Consider the following 21,586-nt stretch of genomic DNA (forward strand, 5'->3'; position numbering starts at 1 on the left):
ATGTCCAACGACGATCGCGACCCATCTTCCCTTATCAACCGCCGCCGCCTCATGCAAGGCGTGGCCGCCGCCCTGCCGCTGGCCGGCCTGCCGGGCTGGGCACAGGCGCAGCAATTTCCCACCGCCAAGGTCAACACCACCAAGCTGGCCGTGACCGACACCGAAGTGACCGTGGGCCAGCTGCACTCGTCCACCGGCACCATGGCGATTTCCGAAACCGGCTCCATCCAGGCCGAGCAGCTGGCCATAGACCAGATCAACGCCATGGGCGGCGTGCTGGGCCGCAAGATCAAGGTCATCAAGGAAGACGGCGCCTCCGACTGGCCGACCTTCGCCGAAAAATCCAAGAAGCTGCTGGTCAACGACAAGGTTGCCGCCGTGTTCGGCTGCTGGACCTCGGCCTCGCGCAAGGCCGTGCTGCCCATCTTCGAAAAAGAAAACGGCATGCTGTACTACCCGACCTTTTACGAAGGCCTGGAGCAAAGCAAGAACGTGATCTACACCGGCCAGGAAGCCACGCAGCAAATCCTCTACGGCCTGGACTGGGCCTCGAAAGAAAAGAAGGCCAAGACCTTCTTCCTGGTCGGCTCCGACTACATCTGGCCGCGCACCTCGATGAAGATAGGCCGCAAGCACATTGAAGGGCACCTGGAAGGCAGCAAGGTCGTCGGCGAGGAGTACTACCCGCTGGGCCACACCAACTTCAACTCGCTGATCAACAAGATCAAGGTCGCCAAACCCGATTGCATCTTCATCGCCGTGGTCGGCGGCTCCAATGTGGCCTTCTACAAACAGCTCAAGGCCGCGGGCGTCACCGCCGCCAAGCAGTTCCTGCTGACCATCTCGGTGACGGAAGACGAAGTGCTGGGCATAGGCGGCGAGAACATGAACGGCTTCTACGCCTCCATGAAGTACTTCCAGTCGCTGGACAACCCCAACAACAAGGCCTTCGTGACGGCCTTCAAGGCCAAGTACGGCAAGGACGCGGTGATAGGCGACGTGACCCAGGCCGGCTACCTCGGTCCCTGGCTGTGGAAAGCCACGGTGGAAAAAGCCGGCAGCTTCGACGTGGACAAGATCGCCGCGGCCTCCACCGGCATCGAACTCAAGACCGCGCCCGAAGGCTATGTGAAGCTGCATGAAAACCACCACCTGTGGAGCAAGGCCCGCATAGGCCAGGCGCAGGCCGACGGCCAGTTCAAGGTGGTTGCCGAGTCCCCGGCGCTGATCGAACCCAACCCTTTCCCCAAGGGCTACCAGTAAGCGTGAGCGCCCCTACCGGTTCACTCCGCCCTGTGGCGGGGTGAGCCGGCAGGGGCTTTCTTGATTGACGTTTTGTTTTTTGATTAACCGCCGCACCGGAGCCCCGCCATGAATCTTTCCGAAATGCTCAACATCGGCCTGATGCAAGGCTTCGCCGGACTCAGCCTGTTTTCCGTGCTGCTGCTCATGGGTCTTGGCCTGGCCATCATCTTCGGCCAGATGGGCGTGATCAACATGGCGCATGGCGAGTTCATGACCATAGGCGCCTACACCATCTACCTGTTTTCGCACCTGTCGGAAAGCTATGCGCCCGGCTTCATGCAGGCTTACTTTCCCTTCGCCATTGCGGCGGCCTTTATCTTCGCCTTCGCCGTCGGCTGGCTGGCCGAATGGGCTTTCATACGGCATCTCTACAAACGCCCGCTGGACACGTTGCTGGCCACCTGGGGACTGTCGCTGGGCATGCAGCAGATCTTTCGCACCACCTTCGGCGCCAAGGAAGTCAGCCCCACCCTGCCCGACTGGCTGATGGGCTCCTGGGCGCCGGCCCCCGGCCTGGACATCCCGATCAACGGCCTGTTCGTGATGGCGCTCACGCTGGTGGTGACCTGCGGCGTGCTGGTCGCGCTGCACAAGTCGCGCTGGGGCCTGCGCGTGCGCGCCACGGTGGCCAACCGCGTGATGGCCAACGCCACCGGCATCAACACCAAAAAGACCGACAGGCTGACTTTTGCGATCGGCTGCGGCATCGCCGGGGTGGCCGGCGCGGCCTTCACCACGATAGGCTCCACCGGGCCCACGAGCGGCTCGCTCTACATCGTCGACGCCTTTCTGGTCGTCACCTTCGGCGGCGCGGCCAGCCTGCTGGGCACCGTGGTCTCGGCCTTCGGCATCGCCCAGACCCAGTCGGTCGCCGAGTTCTTCATGACCGGCTCCATGGCCAAGGTGCTGACCCTGATGACCATCGTGACGATTTTGATGCTGCGGCCGCAAGGCCTGTTCGCCTCCAAGGTGCGGCGCTGAGCGTTCACCTCATTCCCATCTAGACAACCGGAGTTTTTCATGAACAGCCTCAAGCAATGGATAACGCGCAACGGCCTGGGCAACGTCGCCCTGCTGGCCCTGGTGCTGCTGGTGGCCTTTCCGCTGGCGCTGGACCTGTTCCGTCTCAACCTCGTGGGCAAATACCTGAGCTACGCCTTCGTCGCGCTGGGCCTGGTGATGCTGTGGGGCTACGGCGGCGTGCTGAGCCTGGGCCAGGGCGTGTTCTTCGGCCTGGGCGGCTACGGCATGGCGATGTTTTTGAAGCTCGAGGCCAGCGACCCCATCACCACCAAGATCCAGTCCACGCCCGGCATTCCCGACTTCATGGACTGGAACCAGATCACCGCGCTGCCGATCTGGTGGAAGCCCTTCCACTCCTTCCCGCTCACGCTGCTGCTGATCCTGGTGGTGCCCACGCTGCTGGCCTTCATCATCGGCTACGCCATGTTCAAGCGGCGTGTGGGCGGGGTGTACTTCGCCATCATCACCCAGGCCGTGGCGCTGATCCTCACGGTGCTCATCATCGGCCAGCAGGGCTACACCGGCGGCGTCAACGGCATGACCGACCTCAAGACCATCCTGGGCTGGGACACGCGCACCGACAGCGCCAAGTACATCCTCTACTTCCTCTGCGCCGGCCTGCTGCTGGGCGCCATCGTGCTGTGCACCTGGATACAGAAAAGCAAGCTGGGCACGCTGCTGCTGGCCATGCGCGACAAGGAAGACCGGGTTCGCTTTTCGGGCTACGACGTGGCCATGTTCCGGGTCTTCGCCTTCTGTTTCGCGGCCATGCTGTCGGCCGTGGGCGGCGCGCTGTTCACCCTGCAGGTGGGATTCATGTCGCCTTCGCTGGTCGGCATCGTGCCCTCCATCGAGATGGTGATCTTCGCCGCCGTCGGTGGACGCATGTCGCTGGTGGGCGCGGTCTACGGCGCGCTGCTGGTGAATTTCGGCAAGACCTATTTTTCGGAAAGCTTTCCGGATCTCTGGCTGTTCCTGATGGCCGGCATGTTCCTGGGCGTGGTGCTGGCCTTCCCCGACGGCCTGGCCGGCGTCTACACCCAGCGCGTCAAGCCCTGGCTGGCCAAACGCTTTGCGCGGCGCGAAAAAGTCGCGCCACCCGCCGCCCCGCCCATGGCGCCCCCAACGGCCGCGGCCCATGAAACGCCCTCGCTGCCTGCCGGTTTGAGCGGTCAGCGAACCTGAACTCCCCAAGGAAGCCACCATGATCGCTCCCGCCATGACCCCCAACGACTTCGTGCTGTCGGTCGAGGACCTGACGGTCTCCTTCGACGGCTTCAAGGCCATAGACAGCCTGAACCTTTATGTCGACCAGAACGAGCTGCGCGTGATCATTGGCCCCAACGGCGCGGGCAAGACCACGCTGCTGGACCTGATCTGCGGCAAGACCCGCGCCAGCCACGGCCGCATCAAGTTCAAGAACGCCGAGATGACGAAACTGCCCGAGTACCAGATCGTGCGTTCCGGCATAGGCCGCAAGTTCCAGACGCCCTCGATCTACGAAAACCTCAGCGTGTTCCAGAACCTGGAAGTCTCGTTCCCGCGCGGGCGCGGCGTGTTCGGCGCGCTGTTCTTCAAGCGCAGCGAAGAGGTCAAGGCGCGCGTGCAGGCCGTGGCCGCCGAGATCGGCCTGGACGGCCAGCTGGACACCGAGGCCGGCCTGCTCTCCCACGGGCAGAAGCAGTGGCTGGAAATCGGCATGCTGCTGATGCAGGACCCGGAGCTCTTGATGCTGGATGAACCTATCGCCGGCATGAGCGTGCGCGAGCGCGAGCTGACGGCCGAGCTGCTCAAACGCATCTGCAAGGGCCGCGCCATGATCGTCATCGAGCACGACATGGAGTTCGTCAAGCGCATCGCCGACAAGGTGACCGTCATGCACCAGGGAAAGATCCTGGCCGAAGGGTCCATGGAAAAAGTGCAGGCCGATCCGCGCGTGATCGACGTGTACCTGGGCCACTAAGCACAACGCATCAAGGGGAACCACCATGCTCAACGTCAACAACCTCCACGTCAGCTACGGCCAGAGCGAGGCGCTGCACGGCATCACCTTCAGCGCCAAGAGGAATGAAACCGTGGCCATCATGGGCCGCAACGGCATGGGCAAGACCACGCTGTTCAAGTCGCTGATAGGCATTTTGCCGCTCAAGTCCGGCACGATTGAGGTCGACGGCCTGGATATCTCCAAGGACGAAAGCTACCAGCGCGTCGCCAAGGGCGTGGCCTATGTGCCGCAGGGCCGCATGATTTTCCCGACGCTGACGGTGCAGGAAAACATCCTGACCGGCCTGGAAAACGCGAAACACAAACAGATCCCGGACGAAATTTACGCGCTGTTCCCGGTGCTGTTCGACATGCGTGGCCGCAAGGGCGGCAACCTCTCGGGCGGCCAGCAGCAGCAGCTGGCGATCGCCCGCGCGCTGGTGACCAACCCCAAGGTGCTGCTGCTGGACGAACCCACCGAGGGCATACAGCCTTCCATCATCAAGGACATCGCGCGCGCCCTCAACGAGATTCGGAAGATGCGTGAAATCACGATTGTGGTGTCCGAGCAGGTGCTGAGCTTCGCGATGGACGTGGCCGACCGGCTGTTCGTCATCGAGGGCGGGCAGCTGGTGCACGAAAGCACGCGGGCCGGCACCGACACGGCGCGCATCAAGCAGTTTCTTTCCGTCTGATTTTTCTTTCTTTTTCCTTTTATTCATCACCACCAGGAGATATGGCATGACCGACACGCTGATCAAGGTTGACCTGACGAAGTCGCCCACCCTCAACGAAAACATCCACAACCGCTGGCACCCGGACATCCCCATGGCCTGCTGGGTCAACCCGGGCGATGATTTCATCCTGGAAACCTTCGACTGGACCGGCGGCTTTATCAAGAACAACGACAGCGCCGACGACGTGCGCGACATCGACCTTTCGACCGTGCATTACCTCTCGGGCCCGGTCGGCGTCAAGGGTGCGCAGCCCGGCGACCTGCTGGTGGTGGACCTGCTGGACATAGGCGCCAAGCAGGACAGCCTCTGGGGCTTCAACGGTTTCTTCAGCAAGAAGAACGGCGGCGGCTTCTTGACCGACCATTTCCCCGAAGCGCAAAAGTCGATCTGGGACTTCAAGGGCATGTTCACGAGTTCGCGCCATGTGCCGGGCGTGAACTTCGCCGGCTTGATCCACCCCGGCCTGATAGGCTGCCTGCCCGACAAGGCCATGCTGGAGATGTGGAACACGCGCGAGCAGGCACTGATCGACAGCGACCCGACGCGCACGGGTCTGGCCAACCCGCCTTCGGCCGGCACGGCCCACATGGGCAAAATGACGGGCGCGGCGCGCGACAAGGCCGCGGCCGAGGGCGCGCGCACCGTGCCGCCGCGCGAGCACGGCGGCAACTGCGACATCAAGGACCTGTCGCGCGGCTCCAAGGTCTACTTCCCGGTCTACGTCGACGGCGCGGGCCTGTCGGTGGGCGACCTTCACTTCAGCCAGGGCGACGGCGAGATCACCTTCTGCGGCGCCATCGAGATGGCCGGCTGGGTGCACATGAAGGTCACGCTGATCAAGGGCGGCATGGCCAAGTACGGCATCAAGAACCCCATCTTCAAGCCCAGCGTGATCACGCCGCGCTACGACGACTACCTGATCTTTGAAGGCATCTCGGTCGACGAGGCCGGCAAGCAGTACTACCTGGACGTCAACGTCGCCTACCGCCAGGCCTGCCTCAACGCCATCGAATACCTGAAAAAATTCGGCTACTCGGGCGCGCAGGCCTATTCCATCCTGGGCACGGCGCCGGTTCAGGGCCACATCAGCGGCGTGGTCGACGTGCCGAATTCCTGCGCCACGCTGTGGCTGCCCACCGGCATCTTCGACTTCGACATCAACCCGAATGCCTCGGGACCGGTCAAGCACATCGACGGCAAGATCAGCATGCCGCTGTCGCCCGACCTGAGTTGACTGCAACGACAAGGAAAAGGCGCCGCACCATGCCCACCTATGACTACGACTGCCCGCAATGCGGCAGCTTTGACGCGCTGCGTTCGGTTTCCATGCGCAACCAGGCCGCAGCCTGCCCGTCCTGCGGCGGCCCGGCCGCGCGCATTCTGTCCGTCGCGCCCGCGCTGGCGCTGATGGAGGACGGCGCGCGCCGCGCGATGGACACCAACGAGCGCGCGCGGCATGAACCCAAGCGCTCCGGCGACTACGCACGGCTCAAGCACCCGGCCGGCTGCGGTTGCTGCTCCAGCGGCAAACGCGGCGCCACGCTGACGGCGCCCAACGGCAACAAGGCCTTCCCCAGCAAACGCCCCTGGATGATCAGTCACTGAAGCCACTCTTCACAAGGAGCACGACATGATTCACGGCGATATTTCAAGCAGCAAGGACACCGTCGGCGTGGCGGTGGTCAACTACAAGATGCCCAGGCTTCATACCAGGGCCGAGGTGGTGGAGAACGCCAACAACATCGCGCGCATGCTCGAAGGCATGAAGAAGGGCCTGCCCGGCCTGGACCTGGTGATCTTTCCCGAGTACAGCACCCACGGCATCATGTACGACAGCAAGGAAATGCATGAGAACGCCGCCACGGTGCCGGGCTTTGAGACCGATATCTTCGCGGCCGCCTGCCGCCGCGCCAAGGTCTGGGGCGTGTTCTCGCTGACCGGCGAGCGCCACGAGGAACACCCGCGCAAAGCGCCCTACAACACGCTGATCCTGATGAACGACCAGGGCGAGATCGTGCAGAAGTACCGCAAGATCATGCCCTGGGTGCCCATCGAGGGCTGGTACCCGGGGGACCGCACCTACGTGAGCGAGGGTCCCAAGGGCCTGAAGATCAGCCTCATCGTCTGCGACGACGGCAACTACCCGGAGATCTGGCGCGACTGCGCGATGAAAGGCGCCGAGCTGATCGTGCGCTGCCAGGGTTATATGTACCCGGCCAAGGAGCAGCAGATCCTGATCTCCAAGGCCATGGCCTTTGCCAACAACACCTATGTGGCGGTCGCCAATGCCTCGGGTTTCGACGGCGTGTATTCCTATTTCGGCCATTCGGCGCTGATAGGCTTTGACGGCCGCACGCTGGGCGAATGCGGTGAGGAGGAAATGGGCGTGCAGTACGCGGCCCTGTCCAAGAGCCTGATCCGCGACTTCCGCCGCAACGGCCAGTCGGAAAACCATTTGTTCAAGCTGCTGCACCGCGGCTATACCGGCATGATCAACTCGGGCGACGGCGACAAGGGAACACCCACCTGCCCCTTCAGCTTTTACGCCGACTGGCTGCGCGACCCCGAGGCCGCGCGCAAGCAGGTGGAGTCGTTTACGCGGACGACGATTGGCACGGATGAAGCGCCCATGGAAGGGATTCCGAACCAGAGTAATGTGACCGCCTGAGCAGCCGGGCTCGCCGCTAGGGCGCGGCCTGCGAAATCACCGTGCGCTCAATCACCCGGTCATCGCCCAGCACGATCAGCGCGAACAGCAGCTCACCCAGATTGGCCGCCAGCGCGGTCTTGCGCGCCAGCAGCGGCGTGGCCTGCGGATTCAGCACCACAAAGTCGGCTTCGCAGCCGGGCTGCAGGTTGCCGACCACACCTTCCAGCCCCAGCGCGCGCGCCGCGCCCGCCGTGTGCTGCCACCACAGCTGCTGCGGCGTGAGCGACAGGCCCGGCTTGGTCTGCCCTTCGCGGCCCACGTAATAGGCGGCCAGCATGGTGTGAAAGGGGCTGAAGGAGGTGCCGCCGCCCACGTCGCTGGCCAGGCCGTAGGGATAACCGATGCGCTCGGCGCCCTCGTAGTCAAAAAAACCGCTACCCAGAAAGAGGTTGCTGGTCGGGCTGACGGCCGCGGCCGTGCCGGTGGCGCGCATCAGCGCGCGGTCTTCGTCGTCGATGTGTATGCAGTGGGCATAGACGGCGCGCGGGCGCAGCAGGCCGAACTGCTCGTACACGCTCAAATAGCTGCGTGCCTCGGGATACAGCTGGTGCACCCAGGCGATCTCGTCCTTGTTCTCGGCGACGTGAGACTGTATCCAGACGTCGGGGTATTTGGCGGCCAGCTCGCCGGCGCCGCGCAGCTGGGCTTCGCTGCAGCTGGGCACAAAACGCGGCGTGATGGCATAACCGAGCCGGTCCACGCCATGCCAGCGCTGGATCAGGGCTTCGGTATCGATGAGGCTTTGCGCGGTGTCGTCGCGCACGCCCTCGGGCGAATTCTGGTCCATCAGGCATTTGCCGGTCATCAGGCGCAGGCTGCGCTTTTGCGCTTCGCTGAACAGCGCATTGACGGATGCGGGATGCGAGGTCGCAAAAGCCAGCGCGGTGGTCACGCCGTTGCGCAGCAGCTCGTCAATGAAAAAAGTAGCGGCCTGCGCGCTATGGCCGGCGGCCGCAAAGCGGCTTTCCTCAGGGAAGGTGTAGTTTTCCAGCCAGGGCAGCAGGCCTTCGGCCGGCGAGCCGATCACGTCGAGCTGCGGGTAGTGGATGTGCATGTCCACAAAACCCGGCGCGATGATGCGGCCCGGCAGGTGTTCAGTGGGCACCTCGGCAAAACGCGGCGCCAGCGCCTGGTAGCTGCCCGCGGCCTGGACCACCTGGCGGCCTTGCGCGTCCGGGCCCACCACCAGCAGGCCGTCGGCCTCGTAGGCGGCCTGGGCGGGGCCGGTGAAATACAGGAGGGCGGCGCGGTAGGCTTTCATGGGGCTAGGTTACCCCAGCAGATGCGGGCCACGATATGCAAATCCCGATAAAGGGTATCAACGGCTCACGCGGCAGCCGTCGCCCAGCGAAGCGCGCCAGACGCGCACCGAGGTCAGCCCAGGCAGTCGGGCATCGAGCTTGCGGAAAATGAACTGGCAAAGGTTTTCCAGCGTGGGCGGGCCCAGCTCTTTCACGTCGTCGAGCAGGTGGTGGTCCAGCTCCTCGCGCAGCACGGCGATTTCGCGCCGCACCAGGCCCAGGTCCATGACCATGCCGGTGGCCGCATCGGGCTCGCCGGCCACAAACACCTCGGCGTTATAGGTATGGCCGTGCACACGTTTGCTGCCTTCGGCCTCAATGGCACGCTTGAGGGTGTGGGCCGCGTCAAAGTAAAAAGTCTGGCTGATCTCGCAGCGCATGGGGGGGTGTGGGGATGCTTGTTTCATCGGATGCCCGTGATTTTGTGGGTCTGCAGGCTGAGGCGCCAGGCCGGGCGCTCCATACACAGCTGTATGCAGGTTTCGGTGTTTTGCTGCCGCTGCGGGCTGTCCATGGGCTGCAGGTAGCGGTGCGTGAAGTCGGCGGCCTCGAGCTCGGCCAGGTCAAAGCTCGGCTGGGGCCACACCACTTTGAGCTCCTGGCCCGCGCGCTGCACCCAGGGGGCGCCGGCCTTGGGGCTTACGCAAATCCAGTCTATGCCTTCGGGCGCGGCGATGCTGCCGTTGGTCTCGACCGCGATCTGGAAACCACGCGCATGCAGGGTCGCAATCAATTCGGCATCGACCTGCAGCAGCGGCTCGCCGCCCGTCATGACCACAAAGCGGTGCGCGCTATCGCCGGCCGGCCACTGCGCTTCGATCTGGCTCGCCAGCGCATCGGCATCGGCGAACTTGCCGCCCAGCGTGCCGTCGGTGCCCACAAAATCGGTGTCGCAGAACCGGCAGATAGCCGTGGCGCGGTCCTGCTCGCGGCCGGACCAGAGGTTGCAGCCGGCAAAGCGGCAGAACACCGCGGGCCTTCCGGCATTGGCGCCCTCGCCCTGCAGCGTGTAGAAAATTTCCTTGACCTGGTAGCTCATGGCGCGGCTTTCGCGCGGCCATGGCCGCAGCCCGCCGCGGGCATCAGCCGGTGCGAAACAGGAAGTTGAACAGGGGAAATAAAACAGGCGCCCGCACAAGCCGAAAGACCGGGGGTCGCGAGGTTTTTATACATGGTGGTCCTCTACATGGTCCCGGAAAAAACACAATGCGGGCGCGCCGGGACAGCACGCTGAAGGCCCTGATTTTACCGGTTCAGGCCGGATGGGGGAATTTCAGGGGATTTGAGGCACGGCCGGACCTCAAGGCACAGGCATCTCGCGCGCCTGCTGCTGCAGCCAGCCGCAAAAGCTGTCCAGCCGCGCATGCGGCCCGGCACGGCGCCTGGCCACGTACTGGTAGGCGCTTTCCTCAAAGCCCAGCGGCGCCACCAGGCGACCGGCGCGCAGGTCGTCCATCACCAGGTGCCAGGGCGCGATGCAGACGCCCAGCCCGCCCACCGCAGCCTCCAGCGTGAAGTAATAGTGCTCAAAGGCCGGGCCGGCCTGCACCACCAGGTCAATGCCGCGCGACTCGCACCACTCCCTCCACGCGTCGGGCCGCGTGCTGGTATGCAGCAGCGGCAGGCCGGCCAGGTCCTGGGGCTGGCGCACAGCCGCCCTGGCCGCCAGCGCGGGCGCCATGACAGGCCCCAGGCGCTCCACAAACAGTGGCAGCAAGGTGGGCGAGGCTTCGCTGCCGCGCTCGGCCACCGTGATGACAAGGTCGTAACGGTCGCGGTCCAGGTCCGGCGCATGCTCGGCCGCGCTGAGCCGCACCTCGGTATCCGGGTGCAGCGCGTTGAAGCCGTAAAGCCGCGGAATCAGCCATTTGACGGTGAAGGTGCTGAAGCAGGACACGTCCAGCGTCCCGGCTTCGCCGCTGCGCACCTCGCGCACGGCCGCTTCCATCTGGTCCAGCGCGGCGGACAGCGCCGGCCACAGCGAGACACCGGCGGCCGTCAGGTGCGGCTTGTTTTTGGCGCCCTCGAACAGCACCACGCCCAGTGCCTGTTCCAGCTGCCGCACCTGCCGGCTGATGGCGCCCGGCGTGACCGACAGTTCCTCGGCGGCGGCCGTCATGCGGCCCAGCCGGGCGGCGGCCTCAAAGGCACGCAAGGCATTCAAGGGCGGGAGGCGGCGCTTCATGATGTGAGTTTATTGCACATAGGATGCGCCAAGAAATCGTTTTTCCTGGTGAGCCTTCCTCGGCAAAATTCCCAGCACCCCGGCAAAACAGGCAGCTGGCCTGCAACAACTTCAATTGAGGAAAAATCACATGCCCTTTATTCGCACCAACGTCCACCAGAGCACCAGCCCCGAGCACCGGCAAGGCATCGTCATGGGCATACACCAGGCCCTGGTCGAGAGCATAGGCATGCCCGAAGACGAGCTGTTCAACATGGTGAACGACTACGGCGCGGGGCAATTTTTCTTCGACCCGACCTTCAACGGCATGGCACGCTCGGAGCGGCCGGTGGTCATCGAGATCACGCTGCGGCGCGGCCGCAGCGACGCAATGAAACGCGCGCTTTACGCGGCCATCGCGCGCAATTTAAAAGCCAACGCCAGCGTGGCGCCCGACGATGTGTTTATCTTCATGCACGAGAACGACTACTCGGACTGGTCGGTGGGCGGCGGCAAGTTCGCCATGGCGCTGGTGCAGCAGCCCGGTCCGGGCTGAAACCAGGCGCCCTATTTGCCCGCAACGGTCTGGCCGGACGGCAGCGCCGGCAACACCGGATAGGCCCTGGCCATCCACAGATACATCACGGCCCCTACCAGCAGCGTGGCCGCGGCAATCTCCAGCGACAGCGTGAAGCCGGCGCCCGCGTTGGGCGTGTGGCGCAGCAGCACGGCGACCAGCGGCGGGCCCAGGATCTGCCCCACACCGTAGGTGGCAGTCAGCAAGCCGATGAAGCTCGCGGCCGTAGCGGGCTTCAGGCGGCGCACTTCCTGCATCGCAAAGAAAGTGATGGCGGTAAAGGGGATGCCCAGCATCAGGCTGCCGATGGCAAAGCCCGCCAGGCTGGGGCTCCAGAGGCTGGCCGCGATGCCCAGGGCCTGCAAAAAGTAGCAGCCGGCCAGCAGCAGGCGAAAGTCCTTGCCCGGTGGCAATCTTGTAGCCAGCAACGCGCCCAGCATCACGCCGAGGCCGAAGATGGGCCAGAACATGTCCAGCCATGCCGAGCCCGGCAGCGCCGCGCGTGCGATCACCGGCAAAAAGGTGGCGGTGATGATGTAGCCGAAACCGGCCAGGCCGTAGGCCAGCGTGAGCAAGGTCATCTCGGCATTGCCATGGTGCTGCGTCGCACTGCCCGGCTGCGCGGCCGCGCGCGGCGCCAGTGGAATGAGGCGCTCGTCACCACCGCGCAAGACATGCCACACGGCGGCGGTCAGCACAAAAGACAGCACACCAAAAATCACCCAGCCGGTGGCGGCCGTCCAGTGCCAGGCCACCATACCGGTGGCAAAGAGGCCACTCACCACAATGCCCGCGCCGGGGCCGACATAGATGATGCCGCCCATCGCGGGCACGCCGCGTTTGGCGAGTTGCGAGAGGCACCAGCCCGAAGTGAACACAAACACCACCCCGCTGGTCACACCCGCCGCAAAACGCAGAAACGGCCACGCGGCCGGCACATGCCAGCCCATAGCCAGCGTGAGCACACCCGTCGCGACCAGCCCCGCGCGCACCAGCGACGAATACGCCAGCGAAGGCAGGCCCTTGAAGCGCGCCCACAGCCAGGGCTGCAGCGTGCACAGGATGGCGCCCAGCATGTAGCCGAAGTAATTGGCGCTGGCCAGCCAGCTGGCCGTGGGCAGGTCGACCACGCCGTCGCTGAGCATCATGGGCAAGAGCGGCGTGAAGGCAAAGCGCCCTATGCCCATGGCCACGGCCAGTGCCACCAGCCCGGCCAGAGCGATGGGCCAGGGACTGTGCGGCGCATGTGGCGAATCTTGTTGTTGCTGCGGCGTTAGGGGCATGCCCGGGTCCTTGCTTGATGGTTCAGTGGGGATGATACGTTTGCGCCCTCACCCAGGCAGGCACCGTGCCGAATAACCCAGCTTAAAGCCGCGCTGACATCTTCAGCGGCGAACACCGGCCCCGCGCTTTGCGCGCACCGCGGACAAGGCCACGGGCTGCTGCTGCACCGCCTGCCGCAGCAGCGTCGCGAGCTGGGCCACCGGCGCTTCAGGTTCGGCCGCTGCGCGGTACAGCGACAGCGTGATGCGCGGTAGCCTGGGCAGGCCGTGCGCTGCCGGCGCCAGTGCCCGCAAGCTGCCGGGCACGCCGATGGCGGTGCGCAGCGTCAGCCCCAAGCCGGCGGCGGCCGCGGCCCAGAGCGCCGCCAGACTGGCACTGGTAAAAGCATGCCGCCACGGGATGCCGGCCTGCTCCAGCGCGCCGGTGGCGACGTCGCGCAGCGGGCAGGGCGCGTCGAGCAGCACCAGCGGCAAGGCCTCGCCGCGCCAGGCGCCGTCCCGCCCGCCGGCCTGCAGCGCACGGGCCCAGCCGGGAAGCTCATCGCCCTGCGCCGCCGCGCCCAGCCACTGCAGCGGCAAATCCAGCAGTTGCTCGCCGTGCGGCAGCGGCGATCTCTCGCCGGCGTCCCAGACCAGGGCCAGGTCCAGCTGCCGCAGGGCGAGCCGCTCGCGCAGCTCGGCGCTGCGCGCCACGCAGGCCTCGATGCGCACCCTGGGATGGGCACGCGCGAAGCGGCCCAGCACGCCGGGCAGCAGGGTCTCGCCGAAATCCTCCTGCAAGCCCAGGCGCACCCAGCCCTGTAGGTCGGCGCCGCGCAGGGCGGCGGCGGCTTCTTCATTGAGGTCCAGCAGGCGGTGCGCGTAAGCCAGCAGGGTTTCGCCCGCGTCGGTCAGCGCCAGACCCCGGCCGGCCTTGCGGAACAGCGGGGTGTCGGCCTGGGCCTCCAGCTTCTTGAGTTGCGCGCTCACGGCGGAGGTGGAACGCCCCAGCCGGTCGGCCGCCTTGGCATAGCTGCCCAGCGCGATGCCGGTCGCAAAAGTGCGCAACACGTCGGGTTCGAACAGGGGCTGGGCCATTCAAATCATCCTCATTAGATCGTCCTGTTTATTGGGATTGTTTGTTCAATATTTTCTGATTTTCAGAATGATTCTAGCTTTCTACACTGGCGCCGTCTCTCTCATCTTTCCCACTCTTCGCCCAGGAAATCCTTCATGCCCTCCTCCCCGCAATCCGTCCCCGGCCCGCAGCATCGCTGGAAGGTGCTGGGCGTTGGCGTGGCCGCCAATGCCAGTTTTGCCGTGGCGTTCAGCGGCCTGCCCATGACGGCCGTCTTCATGCGTTCGGGCTACCAGCTCGACAACACCTCGCTGGGCCTGGTGCTGGGCCTCATGGGCCTGGGCATCGCGATCAGCGAACTGCCCTGGGGCCTGCTGGCCGACCGCTGGGGTGATCGACCCGTGCTGCTGCTGGGCCTGGGCGCGACGGCGGCGGCGCTGGCCGCGATGGCACTGTTCGCGGCGCCCACGCCCGGCCATATACCAGGCCTGCCCTGGCTGGCCGCAGGCTTGCTGCTGGTGGGCCTGCTGGGCGGCAGCGTCAACGGCGCGAGCGGGCGCGCCATCATGTCCTGGTTCCAGAGCGGCGAACGCGGCCTGGCTATGAGCATCCGCCAGACCGCCGTGCCGCTGGGCGGCGGCCTGGGCGCGCTGCTGCTGCCGGGGCTGGCGCTGCATGCGGGCTTTGCGGTGATCTACGCCTTGCTCGCGCTGCTGTGCGCGGCCACGGCCGCACTCGCCTGGCTATGGCTGCATGAGCCGCCTCCCGCTTCGGCGCCGCCAGCCGCCGCGCCATCCTCGACGGACGCCGCGACCGGCGGCCCGCTGCGCGACGCGCGCGTCTGGCGCATCGTGGCGGGCATAGGCATTCTGTGCGCGCCGCAGTTCGCGGTGCTGTCCTTCGGCACGGTGTTTCTGCACGACTTCGCGCACTGGGGCGTGGCCGCGATCACCAGCGCCATGGTCAGCGTGCAGGTGGGCGCGATGGGTATGCGTGTCTGGAGCGGCCACTGGACCGACAGGCACCAGAACCGCCGCGGCTACTTGCGCGCCTGCACGGTGCTGACCATTGCCTTGTTCGGCGTGCTGTCCGCCTTGGCAGCCTGGGCCGGGATGCAAACCGCAGTGCCGGCCGCCATGGGTATCGCGCTGGCAGTGCTGCTCGCGGCCTGCGGGATTTGTGTATCGGCCTGGCACGGCGTGGCCTTTACCGAGCTCGCAACGCTGGCCGGCGCGCGGCGTGCGGGCACGGCACTGGGCATGGCCAACACCAGCGTGTTCGCGGTCTGCTTTGTCACGCCGCTGAGCATTCCCTACTTATTGGCCTGGCAGGGCTGGGCAGTGGTCTGGGCGGCGGCAGGCCTGTGCGCGCTGATCGCCCTGCCCTTGCTTGCAATCGGTGCGCCGCGGCCGGCGCGCGGACCTCAGTTGAATCGCTCAAAGCTTTCGTTCAGGCGGTCCACATAACGCGCCTTGGCCGAGGCATCGATGAAACTCGCCTCGAAGCTGTTGCGCGCCAGGGTATAGGCATGGCGCGCATCCATGCCGGTGGCCGCAAAGGTCTGCGTGAAGTTCTCGTTCATATAGCCGCCGAAATAGGCCGGGTCGTCCGAGTTGACGGTGGCCGCCAGGCCGGCGTCCAGCAACTCGCGCAGGTTGTGGCTGGCCAGGTCTGGGAACACGCAGAGCTTGAGGTTGGACAGCGGGCACACCGTGAGTGGAATACGGTCTTGCGCCAGGCGCCGCATCAGCGATGCATCGCGGCTGGAACGCACGCCGTGGTCCACGCGTTCGACTTTCAGCACATCCAGCGCCGTCCAGACATATTCGGGCGGGCCTTCTTCGCCGGCATGCGCGACCAGGTGAAAGCCTAGTTCGCGGCAACGTGCGAACACACGTGCGAATTTCTCGGGTGGGTTGCCCACCTCGCCGGAGTCCAGGCCTATGCCGATAAATTTATCGCTGAACGGCAGGGCCTGTTCCAGCGTCTCAAACGCGTCTTCCTCGCTCAGGTGGCGCAAAAAGCAGAGGATCAGCGAGGCGCTGACACCGAATTCAGCCTGTGCGTCCACGCAGGCGCGGTGCAGTCCATTGACGACGGTGGCCATGCTGACGCCCCGCGCTGTGTGCGTCTGCGGGTCGAAAAACATCTCGGTGTGCACGACATTGTCGGCAGCCGCCTTGCGCAGGTAGGCCTGGGCCATGTCGTAGAAATCCTGCTCGGTGATCAGCACACTGGCGCCGGCGTAATAAATATCGAGAAAGCTCTGCAGGTTGGTGAAGGCGTAGGCGCTGCGCAGCTCTTCGACGCTGGCGTAGGGAATCGAGACATTGTTGCGGCTTGCCAGCGCGAAGATCAGCTCGGGCTCCAGCGAGCCCTCGATGTGCATGTGCAGCTCGGCCTTGGGCATGCGCCTGAGCAGCTCGGGCAGGCGGTCCGCGGTCACGGGTTTCACGGAAAAAATCATGTCGGCTCCCAAAAAACAAAAAGCTGCCCGAAAGCAGCGTATGACTCCTTCCCCCGCTGGGGGAAGGTTGGGATGGGGGCCAGTGCCGTGGCATACGCATTGGCATTGCAAGCGCCCCGGCCCCCACCCCTGCCCTCCCCCAGAGGGGGAGGGAGTTAATTACCTGGAACCTTGCCCTCAACGCCCTTGACGTAAGTCTTCAGGCCGCCCAGGAATTTGTCGTCGGCCACCACGTCTTTGGCCAGCAGTTCCTTGCCGGTGTTGTCGGTAATCGGGCCTTTCCAGATAGCGAAGCTGCCGTCCTTCAGGCCGGCCTTGACTTCATCGATGCGTTTTTTGGTGTCGTCCGGCACGTCGGCGGCGATGGAGACGATGTCTATCGCGCCTTCCTTGACGCCCCACCAGGAGGCGGTGTTGCCGGTCCATTTGCCTTCCAGCGCCTCACCCACGGCCTTCACGTAATAAGGGCCCCAGTTGATCACGGCCGAGGCCAGGTGGGCCTTGGGGCCGTAGGCGGTCATGTCGGAGTCCCAGCCGAAAGCGCGTTTGCCCATTTTTTCGGCGGTCTGCAGCACGGCGGAGGAATCGGTGTTCTGGAACAGCACGTCGGCGCCGCCGTTGATGAGGGCCGTGGCGGCTTCGGTTTCCTTGGGCGGGTTGAACCACTCGTTGACCCACACCACCTTGGTCTTGACCTTGGGGTTGACCGACTGCGCGCCCAGCGTGAAGCTGTTGATGTTGCGCACGACTTCGGGAATCGGCACCGAGCCGACTACGCCCAGCGTGCCGGTCTTGCTCATCTTGCCCGCAATCACGCCGGCCATGTAGGCGCCTTCGTAGGTGCGGCTGTCATAGGTGCGCATGTTGTCGGCCTGCTTGTAGCCGGTGGCGTGCTCGAACTTGACGTCCTTGGTGTCGCCGGCGACCTTGAGCATGGGCTCCATGTAGCCGAAGGTGGTGCCGAAGATCAGCTTGTTGCCCTGGGCCGCCATGTCGCGGATCACGCGTTCGGCGTCGGCCGACTCGGGCACTTTTTCGACAAAGCTGGTGACGACCTTGTCGCCGTAGGCTTGCTGCACCGCCTTGCGGCCGTTGTCGTGCGCATAGGTCCAGCCGCCGTCGCCCACCGGGCCGACGTAGGCGAATGCGATTTTCAGGGGCTCAGCCTTGGCGGCGGGCGCCGAAGCCGCGGGCGCCGCGGCAGGGGCCGCAGGAGCGGCTTCTTCCTTTTTGCCGCAACCCACCAGGGCCGCCGCAGCCACTGCGGACAAGGCCGCCAGCTTGAGCAGGGAACGTTTTTGCAGGTCAGTCATGTCATCTCGCTTTCGTGGAAGGAAGGTGAAGAAAGTAAAACAGGTACGGCGGAAAAAAAGCAATTATGGGACGAAACCTCAGGCGCCGGGGTAAAACGGCTTGCCGATGGAGCTGGGCATGTTGACGCGAATCCACAGCGGGTTGCGCGAAATCAGCACCAGTACCACGATGGTGGCCAGGTAGGGCAGCATGCTCAAAAACTGCGTGGGCACGTTCACGCCCAGGCTTTGCAGATGGAATTGCAGCATGGTCACCCCGCCGAACAGGTAGGCCCCAAGCAACACCCGTGCCGGGCGCCAGGTGGCGAAGGTGGTGAGCGCCAGTGCGATCCAGCCCTTGCCGGCGATCATGCCCTCGACCCACAGCGGCGTGTAGGCCACCGACACATAGGCGCCGGCCAGGCCGCAGAGCGCGCCGCCGGCCACCACGGCGGCCAGCCGTATGCGCCGCACCGGGTAGCCCAGCGCATGCGCCGATTCTGGGCTTTCGCCGACGGAGCGTAGCACCAGGCCGGCGCGGGTGCGGTACAAAAACCAGATCAGCCCGGCCGTCAACGCCATCGCGATATAGACCATGGGGTGCTGGCGAAACAGCGCCGGGCCCAGCAGCGGAACGTCGGCCAGGAAGGGAATCGGGTACTGCGCCTGCTCGGGCAGCTTTTCCTGCACGTACTTGATGCCGGCAAAGGCCGAGAAGCCCGCGCCGAAGAGGCTCAGCGCCAGGCCGGTCGCGTACTGGTTGGTGTTGAGCCAGATCACCAGCACGCCGAAGATGGCCGCCAGGAAGGCTCCGGCCGCCATGCCGGCCGCAAAACCCAGCCAGCTGTTGCCGGTGTGCACCACCGTGGCAAAGCCGGCAATCGCGGCGCACAGCATCATGCCTTCGGCGCCCAGGTTGACGATGCCGGCTTTTTCATTGATGAGCAGGCCCAGGGCCGCGATGGCCAGCACGGTGCCGGCGCTCAGCGTCGCGGCGATCAGCAGCGCGGTGGAATCCATCACTCGGCTCCTTTCAGCACTTCGGAAGACGGCGGCGTGGCCACCGGCATGGTGATGGGCTTGGCCAGCCTCAGGCGGTAGGCGATCAGGGTGTCGCAGGCCAGCAGGCTGAACAGCAGCAGGCCCTGGAACACGCCGGTGATGGACTTGGGCAGGCCCAGGCGCGACTGCGCGAGTTCGCCGCCTATGTAAAACATGCTCATCAGGATGGCCGAGAACACCACGCCCACCGGGTGCAGCCGCCCCACAAAGGCCACGATGATGGCGGCAAAGCCGTAGCCCGCCGGCACATAGGGCGTGAGCTGGCCTATGGGGCCGGCCACCTCCAGCGCGCCGGCCAGGCCCGCGGCGGCGCCCGAGGTCAGCAGGGCCAGCCACAGCGCGCGGCGCGACGAAAAACCGGCGTAGCGCGCGGCCGCGGGCGCCAGGCCGCTCACTTCATGCCGGAAACCCGCATAGGTGCGGAACAGAAACAGCCACAGCCCGGCCACACCCAGCAGCGCCAGGATGATGCCGATGTTCACGCGCGAGCCCTGCATGAGCCGCGGAATCTGCGTCACGGCCTCAAAGGTCTTGGTCTGCGGGAAGTTGTAGCCGTTGGGATCCTTCCAGGGCCCGAAGACCAGGAAGTTGAGCACCATGTCGGCCACATAGACCAGCATCAGGCTGACCAGGATTTCATTGGCGTTGAAGCGGTCGCGCAGCAGGGCCGTGAGGCCGGCCCAGGCCATGCCGCCCGCAATGCCTGCCAGCAGGATGGCCGGAACAATCCAGGGGCCCGTGGTTTTTTCCGCCAGCAGCGCGATGCCGCCGGCCGCGATGGCGCCCATGACGAACTGGCCTTCGGCGCCTATGTTCCAGACATTGGAGCGAAAGCACACGGCCAACCCCAGCGCGATGATGAGCAGCGGCGTGGCCTTGACCAGCAGCTCGCCGATGGCATACGGCGACTTGATCGGTTCCCAGAAAAACACCTGCAAGCCCTTGACCGGGTCCTTGCCTAGCGCCACGAACAGCGCCACGCCGATCAGCACGGTGATCAGCAGGGCCAGCAGCGGCGAGGCGTAGCTCCAGAAGGCGGACGGCTGGGGGCGGACTTCAAGCTGCGCCATGGGCCACCTCCGTCTGCGACCAGAGGCCGCTCATCCACTGGCCCACGCGCTCCACCGTGGCGTCGGCGCGCGGCAGCGAGGGCGAGAGCTGGCCCTTGGCCATCACATACAGCCGGTCGCAGATGTCGAACAGCTCTTCAAGCTCTTCGCTGACGACCAGCACCGCACAGCCGGCATCGCGCAGCTTGAGCAGCTCGCCGCGTATCTGCGTGGCCGCACCCACGTCCACGCCCCAGGTCGGCTGCGAGACGATGAGCAGCGCGGGCTTGGCGTCGATCTCGCGGCCCATGATGAATTTTTGCAGGTTGCCGCCCGACAGCGACTTGGCCACGGCCTGCGGCCCGCCCGACTTGACCTTGTAGGCAGCGATGATGCGTTCGGCCTGCGCCTGCAGCGCGCCACGGTTCAGCCAGCCGTTGCTGGCGACCGACTCCTTGCGCGTGAGCAGCAGGTTGCGCGCCAGCGAGAGCGTTGGCACGGCGCCGCGGCCCAGGCGTTCCTCGGGCACAAAATGCAGGCCCAGCGCGCGGCGCCGGTGCGGCCCCAGCTTGCCCACGGCCTGGCCCTTGACCACAATCGCGTCGCCGGCGGCGCGGGTGTCTTCGCCCGAGAGCGCGTACAGCAACTCCTTCTGGCCGTTGCCCGAGACGCCGGCAATGCCGACCACCTCGCCGGCCCGCACTTGCAGCGCCACCTGGTGCAGGTCCACGCCGAACTGTTCTTCCTTGGGCAGATCCAGCTGCTTCACCTCCAGCACCACAGCGCCGGCGTGAAGTTCGCGGTGTTCCAGCGCAGGGGGCTCGGCACCAATCATGAGGCGGCTCAGCGAGGCATTCGACTCCTGGCGCGGGTCGCATTCGCCCGAGACCTTGCCGCCGCGCAGCACGGTGCAGGCGGTGCACAGCGCCCGGATTTCATGCAGCTTGTGGCTGATGTAGAGGATGCTGCAGCCCTGCGCGGCCAGCTGGCGCAAGGTGACAAACAGGTTTTCGACCGCCTGCGGCGTCAGCACCGAGGTTGGCTCGTCGAGAATCAGCAGCCGGGGATTTGTGAGCAGCGCGCGCACGATCTCCACGCGCTGGCGCTCGCCCACGCTGAGCGTGTGCACCGGCCGCGCCGGGTCCAGTTGCAGGCCGTAAGCCTGGGTGGTCTGCACGATGCGGGCCGATACCTCCGCCAGGCTCAGGTGTTTGTCCAGCCCCAGCCAGACGTTTTCGGCCACCGTGAGCGTGTCGAACAGGCTGAAATGCTGGAACACCATGCTGATGCCCAGCGCCCTCGCCTCGTGGGGGTTGCGCACCGTCACGCTCTGGCCGTCCATGGCCACGGTGCCGGCGTCTGGCCTGACGGCGCCGTAGATGATTTTCATCAGCGTGGATTTGCCGGCGCCGTTCTCGCCGAGCACGGCGTGGATCTCGCCCGGCCGCACGGACAGCGAGACGCCGCTGTTGGCCAGCACGCCTGGATAACTTTTGCTGATGCCCTCAAGCCGCAGCCGCGGGGGCGGCCCTGAGGGGCTATCGGTGGGGGGCGGTGCTGCGCTCATTGTCTCGTG

The 21,586-nt window shown here is 65.5% G+C and carries 22 protein-coding genes; 10 read left to right on the forward strand and 12 right to left on the reverse strand.

Features of this window, described 5'->3' with window-relative positions; all coding sequences use genetic code 11:
- The 8 genes from urtA to AC1DXS_RS15010 all read left to right on the forward strand — a co-directional run bounded on the left by urtA (position 1) and on the right by AC1DXS_RS15010 (position 7,716).
- The gene (gene urtA / locus AC1DXS_RS14975; protein ID WP_477738277.1) at positions 1-1,263 is read left to right on the forward strand and encodes an urea ABC transporter substrate-binding protein; all 1,263 of its coding nucleotides are present in this window, start codon (positions 1-3) and stop codon (positions 1,261-1,263) included.
- A gap of 108 nt (positions 1,264-1,371) precedes the next feature.
- The gene (gene urtB, locus AC1DXS_RS14980) at positions 1,372-2,286 is read left to right on the forward strand and encodes an urea ABC transporter permease subunit UrtB (RefSeq protein ID WP_477738278.1); all 915 of its coding nucleotides are present in this window, start codon (positions 1,372-1,374) and stop codon (positions 2,284-2,286) included.
- A gap of 39 nt (positions 2,287-2,325) precedes the next feature.
- Complete coding sequence (gene urtC / locus AC1DXS_RS14985; protein WP_477738279.1) at positions 2,326-3,513, forward strand: urea ABC transporter permease subunit UrtC; 1,188 nt, start codon at positions 2,326-2,328, stop codon at positions 3,511-3,513.
- 34 nt (positions 3,514-3,547) lie between these two features.
- Positions 3,548-4,291 (forward strand): urea ABC transporter ATP-binding protein UrtD, encoded by a 744-nt coding sequence (gene urtD / locus AC1DXS_RS14990; protein WP_477713130.1) that lies wholly within the window; start codon positions 3,548-3,550, stop codon positions 4,289-4,291.
- Positions 4,292-4,316: 25 nt separating this feature from the next.
- Complete coding sequence (gene urtE, locus AC1DXS_RS14995) at positions 4,317-5,006, forward strand: urea ABC transporter ATP-binding subunit UrtE (protein WP_477738280.1); 690 nt, start codon at positions 4,317-4,319, stop codon at positions 5,004-5,006.
- 46 nt (positions 5,007-5,052) lie between these two features.
- Entirely contained in the window at positions 5,053-6,282 is a 1,230-nt protein-coding gene (gene fmdA / locus AC1DXS_RS15000; protein WP_477738281.1) for a formamidase, read from the forward strand.
- A gap of 29 nt (positions 6,283-6,311) precedes the next feature.
- The gene (locus AC1DXS_RS15005) at positions 6,312-6,653 is read left to right on the forward strand and encodes a zinc ribbon domain-containing protein (protein WP_477738282.1); all 342 of its coding nucleotides are present in this window, start codon (positions 6,312-6,314) and stop codon (positions 6,651-6,653) included.
- A gap of 25 nt (positions 6,654-6,678) precedes the next feature.
- The gene (locus AC1DXS_RS15010) at positions 6,679-7,716 is read left to right on the forward strand and encodes an aliphatic amidase (protein WP_477738283.1); all 1,038 of its coding nucleotides are present in this window, start codon (positions 6,679-6,681) and stop codon (positions 7,714-7,716) included.
- A 16-nt stretch (positions 7,717-7,732) separates the two neighbouring features.
- Here the strand turns inward: AC1DXS_RS15010 and guaD are convergent, their stop codons facing one another.
- The 5 genes from guaD to AC1DXS_RS15035 all read right to left on the reverse strand — a co-directional run bounded on the left by guaD (position 7,733) and on the right by AC1DXS_RS15035 (position 11,244).
- The gene (guaD, locus tag AC1DXS_RS15015) at positions 7,733-9,019 is read right to left on the reverse strand and encodes a guanine deaminase (protein WP_477738284.1); all 1,287 of its coding nucleotides are present in this window, start codon (positions 9,017-9,019) and stop codon (positions 7,733-7,735) included.
- 57 nt (positions 9,020-9,076) lie between these two features.
- Positions 9,077-9,439: a 6-pyruvoyl trahydropterin synthase family protein gene (locus AC1DXS_RS15020; RefSeq protein WP_477713129.1), complete on the reverse strand. Its 363-nt coding sequence runs from the start codon at positions 9,437-9,439 to the stop codon at positions 9,077-9,079.
- Positions 9,440-9,462: 23 nt separating this feature from the next.
- A complete protein-coding gene (queE, locus tag AC1DXS_RS15025) occupies positions 9,463-10,098 on the reverse strand; it encodes a 7-carboxy-7-deazaguanine synthase (RefSeq protein ID WP_477738285.1) in 636 nt (211 codons plus the stop codon).
- The gene (locus AC1DXS_RS15030) at positions 10,095-10,232 is read right to left on the reverse strand and encodes a hypothetical protein (RefSeq protein WP_477738286.1); all 138 of its coding nucleotides are present in this window, start codon (positions 10,230-10,232) and stop codon (positions 10,095-10,097) included. Before AC1DXS_RS15030 ends, queE begins: the two co-directional genes overlap by 4 nt.
- 127 nt (positions 10,233-10,359) lie before the next feature.
- The gene (locus tag AC1DXS_RS15035; protein WP_477738287.1) at positions 10,360-11,244 is read right to left on the reverse strand and encodes a LysR substrate-binding domain-containing protein; all 885 of its coding nucleotides are present in this window, start codon (positions 11,242-11,244) and stop codon (positions 10,360-10,362) included.
- 130 nt (positions 11,245-11,374) lie between these two features.
- Between AC1DXS_RS15035 and AC1DXS_RS15040 the strand changes: the two genes are divergently transcribed.
- Positions 11,375-11,779 carry a tautomerase family protein gene (locus AC1DXS_RS15040; protein ID WP_477738288.1) on the forward strand — a complete coding sequence of 135 codons (405 nt, stop codon included), beginning with the start codon at positions 11,375-11,377 and terminating at the stop codon, positions 11,777-11,779.
- Between the two features lie 11 nt (positions 11,780-11,790).
- Here the strand turns inward: AC1DXS_RS15040 and AC1DXS_RS15045 are convergent, their stop codons facing one another.
- Positions 11,791-13,083 (reverse strand): YbfB/YjiJ family MFS transporter, encoded by a 1,293-nt coding sequence (locus AC1DXS_RS15045; protein ID WP_477738289.1) that lies wholly within the window; start codon positions 13,081-13,083, stop codon positions 11,791-11,793.
- A gap of 102 nt (positions 13,084-13,185) precedes the next feature.
- The gene (locus AC1DXS_RS15050) at positions 13,186-14,160 is read right to left on the reverse strand and encodes a LysR substrate-binding domain-containing protein (RefSeq protein WP_477738290.1); all 975 of its coding nucleotides are present in this window, start codon (positions 14,158-14,160) and stop codon (positions 13,186-13,188) included.
- Positions 14,161-14,295: 135 nt separating this feature from the next.
- Here AC1DXS_RS15050 and AC1DXS_RS15055 point away from each other — a divergent pair, with 135 nt between their 5' ends.
- Positions 14,296-15,606 (forward strand): MFS transporter, encoded by a 1,311-nt coding sequence (locus AC1DXS_RS15055; protein ID WP_477738291.1) that lies wholly within the window; start codon positions 14,296-14,298, stop codon positions 15,604-15,606.
- Here the strand turns inward: AC1DXS_RS15055 and AC1DXS_RS15060 are convergent.
- From AC1DXS_RS15060 to AC1DXS_RS15080, 5 genes are all read right to left on the reverse strand, one after another.
- Positions 15,564-16,604 carry an adenosine deaminase gene (locus AC1DXS_RS15060; RefSeq protein ID WP_477738328.1) on the reverse strand — a complete coding sequence of 347 codons (1,041 nt, stop codon included), beginning with the start codon at positions 16,602-16,604 and terminating at the stop codon, positions 15,564-15,566. The genes AC1DXS_RS15055 and AC1DXS_RS15060 overlap by 43 nt on opposite strands.
- A gap of 158 nt (positions 16,605-16,762) precedes the next feature.
- On the reverse strand, positions 16,763-17,920 hold the full coding sequence (locus tag AC1DXS_RS15065; RefSeq protein ID WP_477738292.1) for a BMP family ABC transporter substrate-binding protein: 1,158 nt from the start codon (positions 17,918-17,920) through the stop codon (positions 16,763-16,765).
- 78 nt (positions 17,921-17,998) lie between these two features.
- A complete protein-coding gene (locus tag AC1DXS_RS15070; RefSeq protein ID WP_477738293.1) occupies positions 17,999-18,919 on the reverse strand; it encodes an ABC transporter permease in 921 nt (306 codons plus the stop codon).
- Entirely contained in the window at positions 18,919-20,031 is a 1,113-nt protein-coding gene (locus tag AC1DXS_RS15075; protein WP_477738294.1) for an ABC transporter permease, read from the reverse strand. Before AC1DXS_RS15075 ends, AC1DXS_RS15070 begins: the two co-directional genes overlap by 1 nt.
- Positions 20,018-21,577 carry an ABC transporter ATP-binding protein gene (locus tag AC1DXS_RS15080; RefSeq protein WP_477738295.1) on the reverse strand — a complete coding sequence of 520 codons (1,560 nt, stop codon included), beginning with the start codon at positions 21,575-21,577 and terminating at the stop codon, positions 20,018-20,020. The genes AC1DXS_RS15075 and AC1DXS_RS15080 overlap by 14 nt, the downstream gene beginning before the upstream one ends.
- Positions 21,578-21,586: the final 9 nt, after the last annotated feature.

The sequence above is a fragment of the Polaromonas sp. P3_B1 genome, from assembly GCF_056402935.1.